The sequence below is a fragment of the Sphingobium quisquiliarum P25 genome, from assembly GCF_000445065.1.
GTDB lineage: Bacteria > Pseudomonadota > Alphaproteobacteria > Sphingomonadales > Sphingomonadaceae > Sphingobium > Sphingobium quisquiliarum.
On sequence record NZ_ATHO01000096.1, the window covers coordinates 1 to 9738 of the forward strand.

Consider the following 9738-nt stretch of genomic DNA (forward strand, 5'->3'; position numbering starts at 1 on the left):
ACGCCGGACGGCGGCTGCGCGCGGGCTTGCCGAAGCGATCAACTGGTCGTTCATTTCCGAGAAGGAAGCGGCTTCGGCCGGCGGCGGCGCATGGACGCTGGCCAATCCGATTTCGGAGGATTTGAAGGTCATGCGGCCTTCGCTGCTGCCTGGCCTGTTGTCGGCGACGCGGCGCAACATGGATCGCGGCGCGGCTTCGGTGCGGCTGTTCGAAGTGGGGCGGCGTTATTTCGCGGACAAGGAACGGGCCACGATCGGCTTCGTGCTGGCGGGAGAAAAGGTCGCGCGCGGCTGGCAGACGGGCAAGGCGCAGCCCTTTTCCGCTTTCGATGCCAAGGGGGAAGTGATCGCGCTGCTGGCGGCGGCGGGCGCGCCAGTCGGTAATTTGCAGAATTACGGTGAGGCATCGGCGGCCTATCATCCGGGCCAGTCAGGGACGCTTCGGCTGGGTCCGAAAACGGTGCTGGCCGAGTTCGGCCTACTGCATCCTTCGCTGGCTAAGCAATTTGGCCTGACCGGCATAGCAGTCGCGGGCGAGATCTTCCTGGATGCCATACCCGCCAAGCGGGCAAGCGGCTTCATGCGTGCGCCCTATGCGCCGCCCGCATTGCAGGCGGTGAAGCGCGATTTCGCCTTTATCGTCGATGAGGCGGTGGAGGCCGATGCTCTGGTCCGCGCGGTCAGGGGCGCGGACAAGAAGGCGATCACCGACGTGCGGCTGTTCGATGTTTTCGTCGGGCCGGGCGTGGATGAAGGGCGCAAGAGCATGGCCGTCGAGGTGACGTTGCAGCCGGGGGAAAAAAGCTTTTTGCAGGAAGAACTGGATGCGATCAGCGCTGCTGTGGTGAAGGCGGCGGAGAAGCTGGGGGGGACTTTGCGGGGCTAAGTCTTTCCCATCGTCATTCTGAACTTGTTTCAGGATGGCGATGATCGATGGGTTTCTTGACAGGGGGTATGCTGTGGACGAGTTGGTGACAATCGCATCCGGCACGCTCACCGCCGCCATCAACCCTCTTGGCGCGGAGCTGTGGTCGCTCACCGACGCGCAAGGGCGCGAGCTGATGACCGATGCCGATCCGCGCTGGTGGACCGGGCATGCGCCTTTGCTCTTTCCCTTTGTGGGGCGGTCGCGGGGGGATGTGTACCGGGTGGACGGGCGGGAATATGCGATGCCGCAGCATGGCTTTGCCCGGCGCATGGCCTTTGCGCAGGTGGAGCATCTGCCTGAATCGGTGACGTTCCGTTTGGAGGCGGATGCGGCTACGCGGGCGGTCTATCCGTTTGATTTCCGGCTGGACATGCGGTTCGCGGTTGCTGGCGGGGCGCTGATGATGACGGCGTCCGTGATGAACCTGGGCGAAGCGGACATGCCTTTTTCCTTTGGCTATCATCCCGCCTTTGCGTGGCCGCTGCCCTATGGCGGGGCGGCGGAGGAGCATCTGATCGAGTTTGAAAAGCCGGAGCCTGCGCCGCTGCGTCAGGTTGGGGACGAACCGGGGCTTATTGCGCGGGACCGCATCGCTTCGCCAGTTGAGGGCAATGTGCTGAGGCCGACCTATGCGATGTTTAAGGACGACGCGCTGGTTTGGGATGAGATGGAGAGCCATAGCCTGATATGGGGTGTGCCGGGACGCACGCGGTTGAAGATCGACTTTCCTGATACACCCTGGCTGGGGCTGTGGCAGAAGCCGGGCGCGCAGTATCTGTGCGTGGAGCCTTGGGCGGGGATGGCGGACCTGGTGGGATTCGAGGGCGATGTCTGGGAGAAGCAGGGCGTCATGCGCCTGTTGCCGGGGGATGAGCGGCGGTTCCGCATGGACGTGACGCTGGTTACCGACTAGTGAGCCGGTGAATCCGTTCGTCCTGAGTAGCTGCTGAGCTTGCCGAGGCGGCGTATCGAAGGGCTGACTTGAGCGCGCGGTGCTTCGATACGGCCCTTCGACTTCGCTCAGTCTCTACTCAGCGCGAACGGCTGTTGGAATATCTGGACAACCGAATGACCATCCCATCCCGCCGCACCTTTGCGATCATTTCCCACCCTGACGCGGGCAAGACCACGCTGACCGAGAAGCTGTTGCTGGAAGGCGGCGCGATCCATCTTGCGGGCGAGGTCAAGGCGCGCGGGGCGAACCGGCGGGCGCGGTCGGACTGGATGAAGATCGAGCAGCAGCGCGGCATTTCGGTGACCAGCTCGGTCATGACGTTCGAGCGGGACGGCATTACCTTCAACCTGCTCGACACGCCGGGGCATGAGGATTTTTCGGAAGATACCTATCGAACGCTGACGGCGGTCGATTCGGCCGTCATGGTGATCGACGCCGCCAAGGGCATCGAGCCGCAGACGCGCAAGCTGTTCGAGGTTTGCCGGTTGCGCAACGTGCCGATCATAACCTTCGTCAACAAGGTGGACCGTGAGGGGCGCGACACCTTTGCCCTGCTGGACGAGGTGGCGGACGCGCTGGCGCTGGACGTATGCCCGATGAGCTGGCCAGTCGGCATGGGCGGGACGTTCGAGGGGATCTACGATTTCGCCAAGAACCGGCTGCGGCAGCCGAGCGGTCCTTCCAAGGAATTTGAGGGCAAGGAAGTGTTTGTCGAGGGCATCGCTGACGATGCGCTGGCCGAGCATATTTCCGCGCAAGGGCTGGAGAAGCTGCGCGAGGAGGCTGAACTGGCGGTCGGCGGCTATGCCGATTTCGATCTCGCGGCCTATCGCCATGGCGACCTGACGCCGGTCTATTTCGGGTCGGCGCTGAAGCTGTTTGGCGTGACCGAGCTGATCGACGCGCTCGCCGCCCATGCACCGCCGCCGCGCGCGCAACCGGCCGAGCCTGCGCCAGTGGAGCCGGAGAATAGCGAAGTCACCGGCTTCATCTTCAAGGTGCAGGCCAATATGGACCCGCAGCATCGCGACCGCATCGCTTTCATGCGGCTGTGTTCGGGCAAGTTCCGGCGCGGCATGAAGCTGACCCCTTCGGGCAGCGGCAAGCCGATCGCGGTGCATTCGCCGATCCTCTTTTTCGCGCAAGATCGCGAGATTGCGGATGAGGCCTTTCCGGGCGACATCATCGGCATTCCGAACCACGGCACGTTGCGGGTGGGCGATACGCTGTCGGAAAAGGCGGGGCTGCGCTTTACCGGCCTGCCTAACTTCGCGCCGGAAATCCTGCGGCGCGTGGCGCTCAAGGACCCGACCAAGACGAAGCAGTTGCGCAAGGCGCTGGATGACCTGTCCGAAGAGGGCGTGATCCAGGTCTTCTATCCGGAGATCGGCAGCAGCTGGGTGGTCGGCGTGGTCGGGCAGTTGCAGCTGGACGTGCTGATTTCTCGGCTGGAGGCGGAGTATAAGGTCGCGGCGGGGCTGGAAGCTTCGCCCTTCGATACGGCGCGCTGGATTTCAGGCGATGAGGCGGCGGTGAAGGAATTGGTGTCGTTCAACGGCGCGAATATGGCGCGGGACCGGGACGGCAATCTCGTCTTCATGGCGAAAAGCGCGTGGGATGTGGGATATCAGCAGGAGCGGCATCCCAAGGTGAAGTTCAGCGCGACGAAGGAGCGTTGAGGCATTTTTGATTTGTTCGCGCAGAGGCGCAAAGGACGCAGAAGAGTATTTTTCTCTGCGATCTCTGCGCCTCTGCGCGAAATGACTTTGAATCACGCGGAGGCGGGGAGGCGCGGAGATTTGTTGTGGCGTCTCCGCGTGAATAATGATTTTCGCTGCGCGGCTATTTTCGGAGCAGGAAAACCGCGTGTTCGGCGAACAGGTTCGCGTTCGCGTGGGTGGTTTCCTTGTCGCCCTTGAGGAACCACTGACCATCAATTGTCCAGCCGCGTTCCTTCACCAGGGCGCGGAAATCGTCGACCGTTACATGGTGGATGTTGAGCGTGTCATACCAAGTGTCGGGCAGCAGGCGCGTCACCGGCATGCGGCCGCCCCAAAGCAGGGACAGCCGTCCGCGCCAATGGGCGAAGTTGGGGAAGGAGACGAACGCCTGACGGCCGATGCGCAGCAGTTCCTCGACCACCAGGTCCGGGCGGCGGGTGGTCTGGAGCGTCTGGCTCAAGATCGCATAATCGAAGCTGGCGTCGGGATAGTAAGTGAGGTCAGTGTCCGCGTCGCCCTGCACGACCGACAGGCCCCGGCCTACGGCGGCAGCGACGTTGCTGGCGTCGAGTTCAAGGCCGCGGGCATCCACTTGCTTGGCATCGCGCAGCGCCGCCATCAGCGCGCCGTCGCCGCACCCCACGTCCAGCACGCGGGCTCCGGGAGTGACGGTGCGGGCGATGAGGGCAAGGTCGGGCCGCAACCCCTCTTCGCTCATGCGCGGCCGCCCTTGAGGAAGCCGTCGACAACGCGGTTCAGTTCCGGGCATTCCAGCAGGAAGGCGTCATGGCCAAAGGGGCTGGACAGCTCGACGAAGCTCGCCTGAGCGCCGCTGGCGTTGAGGGCGTGAACGATGGCGCGGGACTCCGCCGTGGGATAGAGCCAGTCGGTATCGAAGCTGACCAGGCAGAAGCGGGCCTTGGATGGCGCGAAGGCCTTGGCGAGGCTGCCGCCATGATCTTCCGCAATGTCATAATAGTCCATGGCGCGAGTGATGTAGAGATAAGAGTTGGCGTCGAACCGCTCAACGAAGCTGAGGCCTTGGTGGCGCAAATAGGATTCGACCTGAAAGTCGGCGTCGAAGCCGAAGGTCTTGGCGTCGCGGCCCTGCAAGCGGCGGCCGAATTTTTCGGTGAGCCCCGCTTCGGACAGATAGGTGATGTGCGCGGCCATGCGCGCGACGGCGAGGCCCGCGCTCGGCACCTGCGCGTCGGCATAATAGTCGCCGCCGCGCCAGTTGGGATCGGCCATGATCGCCTGACGCCCGACTTCATGAAAGGCGATATTCTGCGCGCTATGGCGGGCTGTCGAAGCGATGACGACGCAGCTTTCGACCCGATCGGGGAAGATGGTCGGCCAGCTCAGCGCCTGCATGCCACCCATTGATCCGCCAATGACGGCGGCAAGCCGGCCGACGCCCAGATGGTCGAGCAGCATCGCCTGCGCCCGCACCATGTCGGCGATGGTGAGGACGGGAAAGCGCATGGCGTAGGGCGCGTTGCTTGCCGGATCGACGCTGGCGGGGCCGCTGGAGCCCATGCAGCTGCCGATGACATTGGCGCAGACGATGAAGTAGCGCGCGGGATCGATAGGCTTGCCTTCGCCGACCATGCGCCACCACCAGCCGGGCTTGCCGGTGATAGGATGGTCAGACGCGACATATTGATCGCCGGTCAGAGCGTGGCAGATGAGGATGACATTGCTCTTGTCCTCATTCATCGCCCCATAGGTTTCATAGGCGATGTCGACGGGCGCGAGCGCGGCGCCGCTGTCCAGCCGCAAGGGGCCGGGCAGGCGTACCTGGCGGCGGAGACCGAAACGGCTGTCATCGGGAAGCAGAGCGCTGGCCATGGTGGATGCGGGCTAGGACTGCGGAGGCATGCTGTCAATCGGGCGGCGTCCACCCACTTGCCGCCAGCGGCGCTTTGCCTTTGGCGCGGATGACGCTAAAGCCCCGCCATGACGAAACCTGCACCCAAGGACTGGATACTCGGCATTTCCCCCTATGTGCCGGGCAAGGCGGCGGCGGATGACGGCCGCCCGCTGATCAAGCTGTCGGCGAATGAGAACCCGCTGGGGACAAGTCCGGCGGCGCGCGCGGCCCTGAACGCTGCGACGGCCGACCTTGCCACCTATCCCGATCCGGGCGCAACGAAGATGCGGCAGGCGATCGCCTCCGTGCATGGGCTGGACCCGGCACGCGTCATATATGGGACGGGTTCGGACGAACTGCTGCACATCGCCGCGAGCGCCTATGCCGGGCCGGGGGACGAAGTGCTGTACGTCCATTACGGCTTTTCCGTCTACGACATCGCCGCGCGGCGGGTGGGCGCCACGCCGGTGATCGCGCCGGACGCGGACTATGCGACCGATGTGGATGCGCTGATCGCCTGCGTGACGGAGAAGACGAAGGTCGTCTTCCTGGCCAATCCCAACAATCCCACCGGCACCATGACGCCACGGGCGGATATTGCGCGCCTGCACGCCGCGCTGCGCCCCGATATCCTGCTGGTCCTGGATCAGGCCTATGCCGAATATCTGGATGCGGATGAGGAAGATGGCGGCATGGAGCTAGCTAAGAACGCGCCCAACGTGCTGGTGACGCGCACCTTCTCCAAAATCTACGGCCTTGCCGCCGAACGCATCGGCTGGGGCTATGCCAGCGCGGAGATCATCGACGCGCTGCACCGCATCCGCGCGCCGTTCAACGTGACGACGGCGGGACAGGCCGCGGCGATCGCGGCGATCGGCGACAGCGCCTGGGTGGAGGCGAGCCGCGCGCATAACCGGCAGTGGCGCGAATGGCTGGCGGCGGAGGTCGCTTCGCTGTCCAATCATGGCCTGCGCGCGGTGCCCAGCAAGGCCAATTTCCTGCTGATCCTGTTCAACGGCAGGCTGACCGCGGAAGCGGCGATGAGGGGGCTGTGGGACGAAGGCTTCGCCACCCGCTGGCTGCCGGGGCAGGGCCTGCCCAGCGGGCTGCGCATCACCATCGGCACGGAGGAGCAGATGCGCGCCGTCGCGGCGAAGCTGCGGGCGATGGCGGAGGCGGCCTGAACCATGCTGCCATTCGCGCGCGTCACCATCATCGGCCTTGGCCTGATAGGCTCATCGCTCGCGCGGGCCATCCGCGAATATATGCCGGCGGTGCGGGTGACGGGGCATGACGCCGACCCGCATGTGCGGCAGATCGCGCGGGCGATCGGCCTGTGCGACGATGTGACCGACACGGCGGGCGCAAGCGTGACCGATGCCGATCTGGTGGTGCTGTGCGTGCCGGTGCGGGCGATGGGCGCGGCGGCGGCGGAGATCGCGGACGACCTGCCCGCCGATGCGGTCATCAGCGATGTGGGGTCGTGCAAGGCGGACGTGCTGGCGCAATTGACGGCAGCGCTGCCGGGCCGGGCGATCATTCCCGCGCATCCCGTGGCGGGGACGGAGAATAGCGGGCCGGAGGCGGGTTTCGCATCGCTGTTCCGGGGCCGCTGGTGCATTGTCACGCCCCCGGCCGGTGCCGATCAGGTGGCGGTGGAGCGGGTCGCCGAACTGTGGCGGCGCGTGGGCGCGGATGTCGAGATGATGGACCCGCAGCATCATGACCTAGTGCTGGCGGTGACGAGCCATCTGCCGCACCTGATCGCCTATACGATTGTCGGCACGGCCAGCGATCTGGAGGATGTCACCCAGTCGGAGGTGATCAAATATTCGGCGGGCGGCTTCCGCGACTTCACCCGCATCGCCGCGTCAGACCCGACCATGTGGCGCGACGTGTTCCTGGCGAACAAGGATGCCGTGCTGGAAATGCTCCAGCGCTTTTCGGAGGATCTGTCGGCTTTGCAGCGGGCGATCCGGTGGAATGACGGCGACACGCTGTTCAACCTGTTCACCCGCACCCGCGCCATCCGCCGGTCGATCATCGAACAGGGGCAGGATGATCCCAAGCCGGACTTCGGACGGTCGCATTGATCTGATCCGCTGATGTCCTACGGGCTAATCTGGGCTCCTGCCCTCACAGGAGCATGGCCTTCCTTCGGTCCGTTCAGCGCGTTGATCGCGGCATGGACGCGTGCCTCCGCTTCCCTGCGGTCGAGACCGGCGGGCACCACCTCCCCCACCTTGTAGGTGATGACCCCGGAGCGCTTGAGGAAGCTGCCGCGCGGCGACAGCCGGCCGCTGTCCACCGCGATCGGCACGACCGGCAGGCCCAGCAGGGCATAAAGTCCGGCGAAACCCGCTTTCAGCGGCGGCGCTTCGCCATGGGGGACGCGGGTTCCTTCGGGGAAGAGGCACAGGGGGCGTCCTTCCCCCACCGCCTTGCGGGCGGCCGTGCGCAGGGCGCGCATCGCACTGGCCCCGGCGCTGCGCTCCACCGGGATGAGGCCGTAGCGGCGCGCGACCCGGCCCCACAGCGGAATGTCGAACAACTCCCGCTTGGCGGCAATGGCCGGGCGGTCGAACAGGCAGAGCATGTCGATCGTTTCGAACATGGATTCATGCTTGACGATATAGAGATAGCCGCCGCGCGGCAGGTCTCCTTCCACCCGCACCTTCTGCCCCAGCAGCCAGCGCGCGCAGAAACGGTGGAAATAGGCCCAGGCCGTCGCCACCGGCTGAACGGCGCTGGGCGCGACAAAGGCGGCGGCCAGCGCGGCCAGCACCAGCAGGACGGAGATGCCGTAGAAGACCAGCATATAGGCGAGCGACCGCAGAAGCGTGATCATGTCCCGCCTATATCCCGATCAGGGCCGCGCCGCGCCGCAGCAGATATTTATTATATTCGCGCGCCAGCATGGTGAGGCTGGGGCGGCTGGGCACCGCGTCATAGACGATCGTCACACGTTCCGGCAGCGCCTGTCGCAGTTCCAGCGCTGACCGGCGCATGTGCCAGTCGGTGGTGATCAGGCGGACCGTGCGGTAATCCCGCCGCTCCAGCCAGTGCGCGGTTTCGATGGCGTTGGACCGCGTGTCGATCGCTTCCCGGCCCAGGGTGATGCAGCAGGAAAACAGCCGTTCGGGCACGTCATATTGGGCGGCGAGTTCAGCCGGGCGGACCGACCGGTCGACGCCGGAAATCAGCATGCGCTTCGCCGCGCCCTCCTGGAGCAGGGCAAGGCCGCGATCGATCCTGCCCGCACCCCCTGTCAGCACGACGATGGCGTCGGTCGGGCGGCCGTCCAACGGTTGGGGAAGAAAGATCGCGAACCAGGCAAAGCCCAGCATCCATCCCAGCAGGGTGATCGCAAAGAGCCGGACAATCACAGCAGCCGCCCCAGCGAGCGCAGCACGGTCCAGCGCGCGGCGAGCGTCGCCAGCAGCACGCCGCCCAGCGGCAGCGCGGCCAGGATCAGCCAGCTTGTCCAGGGCAGGCTGATCGCGGCAAGCAGGTCGGAGCCGGTAGCGGTCAGCCGCGCGCCGAGCAGCAGGATCACCAGCAGCGCCACGGCAAAGCCCAACAGTCCGCCGAACAGCGCGTCCAGCCCGATCCGCCGCTGGAACAGGCGGGCGATCTGGACATCGGTCGCCCCCATCAGATGCAGAACGTCGATGGTGCCGCGATGGCTGTCATGCGCCGCACGCGCCGCCAGCACCACGATCGCAGCGGTGGCGATCGCCATCAGCAGCACGATTCCCGCCGCCAGCCCGCCGAGCGCGGCGAGCAACCGCCCAAGCGGCTGGAGGAAGGCGGCGTGCGGTTCGATGCGGATATTGGGGGACAGCGCGGCCATGGCCTTGCGCAGGCGATCCACGCGGGCATGTGCCGATCCGGGCGTGAGTTCAACGTCGATCAGCGCGGGAATGGGCAGGTCGCCGCTCACCGCCTCTTCGCCCAGCCAGGGCTTGATCTGGTCGGCGAGGGCGGCGGGATCGACTGGATGCACCGCCTGCACATCGCCGCTTTCCCGCAGCAGGCGGGCGGCGCGTCCGCTCAGCTCCTCACGCCGGTCGGCATTGGCTTCGACGATCTGCACGGTCACCCGCCCGGCCAGTTCAGCGCCCACCGACTTGACCGCCGTGCCAAGGCCCAGTCCGGCGGCGGCGGCGAGCACGGTCAGGAACATCATGATCGCGATGACCCAGGGCATGGGGCCCGCTACCCGGCCTTCGGGCAGCAGCCGGTGCCGCGCGGCGGCGGC

General features: G+C 65.8%; 10 protein-coding genes. 5 read left to right on the top strand and 5 right to left on the bottom strand.

Annotated features, from left to right (window positions below; all coding sequences use genetic code 11):
- The 3 genes from L288_RS32535 to L288_RS32545 form a co-directional block, all read left to right on the top strand.
- Positions 1–886 (top strand): phenylalanine--tRNA ligase subunit beta-related protein (locus tag L288_RS32535; RefSeq protein WP_021238416.1); only part of this gene is annotated, 886 nt, incomplete at its 5' end.
- 40 nt (positions 887–926) lie between these two features.
- A complete protein-coding gene (locus tag L288_RS32540) occupies positions 927–1841 on the top strand; it encodes an aldose 1-epimerase family protein (protein WP_021238417.1) in 915 nt (304 codons plus the stop codon).
- Between the two features lie 155 nt (positions 1842–1996).
- The gene (locus L288_RS32545; protein ID WP_031304412.1) at positions 1997–3562 is read left to right on the top strand and encodes a peptide chain release factor 3; all 1566 of its coding nucleotides are present in this window, start codon (positions 1997–1999) and stop codon (positions 3560–3562) included.
- Between the two features lie 163 nt (positions 3563–3725).
- Here the strand turns inward: L288_RS32545 and metW are convergent, their stop codons facing one another.
- The gene (gene metW, locus L288_RS32550) at positions 3726–4322 is read right to left on the bottom strand and encodes a methionine biosynthesis protein MetW (protein WP_021238419.1); all 597 of its coding nucleotides are present in this window, start codon (positions 4320–4322) and stop codon (positions 3726–3728) included.
- The gene (metX, locus tag L288_RS32555) at positions 4319–5455 is read right to left on the bottom strand and encodes a homoserine O-acetyltransferase MetX (RefSeq protein ID WP_021238420.1); all 1137 of its coding nucleotides are present in this window, start codon (positions 5453–5455) and stop codon (positions 4319–4321) included. Before metX ends, metW begins: the two co-directional genes overlap by 4 nt.
- A 108-nt stretch (positions 5456–5563) precedes the next feature.
- On the opposite strand from metX, the gene hisC reads away from it, so the two are divergent.
- Together hisC and L288_RS32565 are read left to right on the top strand one after the other, a co-directional pair.
- Positions 5564–6661, top strand: a complete 1098-nt coding sequence (gene hisC / locus L288_RS32560) for a histidinol-phosphate transaminase (RefSeq protein ID WP_021238421.1) — start codon at positions 5564–5566, stop codon at positions 6659–6661.
- A gap of 3 nt (positions 6662–6664) precedes the next feature.
- On the top strand, positions 6665–7570 hold the full coding sequence (locus L288_RS32565) for a prephenate/arogenate dehydrogenase family protein (protein ID WP_021238422.1): 906 nt from the start codon (positions 6665–6667) through the stop codon (positions 7568–7570).
- A 17-nt stretch (positions 7571–7587) separates the two neighbouring features.
- On the opposite strand, the gene L288_RS32570 is transcribed toward L288_RS32565, so the two are convergent.
- The 3 genes from L288_RS32570 to L288_RS32580 form a co-directional block, all read right to left on the bottom strand.
- Positions 7588–8325: a lysophospholipid acyltransferase family protein gene (locus L288_RS32570; protein ID WP_021238423.1), complete on the bottom strand. Its 738-nt coding sequence runs from the start codon at positions 8323–8325 to the stop codon at positions 7588–7590.
- A 7-nt stretch (positions 8326–8332) separates the two neighbouring features.
- Entirely contained in the window at positions 8333–8863 is a 531-nt protein-coding gene (locus L288_RS32575) for a YdcF family protein (protein ID WP_021238424.1), read from the bottom strand.
- On the bottom strand, positions 8860–9738 hold an 879-nt coding region (locus L288_RS32580), incomplete at its 5' end, for a cell division protein FtsX (RefSeq protein WP_021238425.1). The genes L288_RS32580 and L288_RS32575, both read right to left, overlap by 4 nt.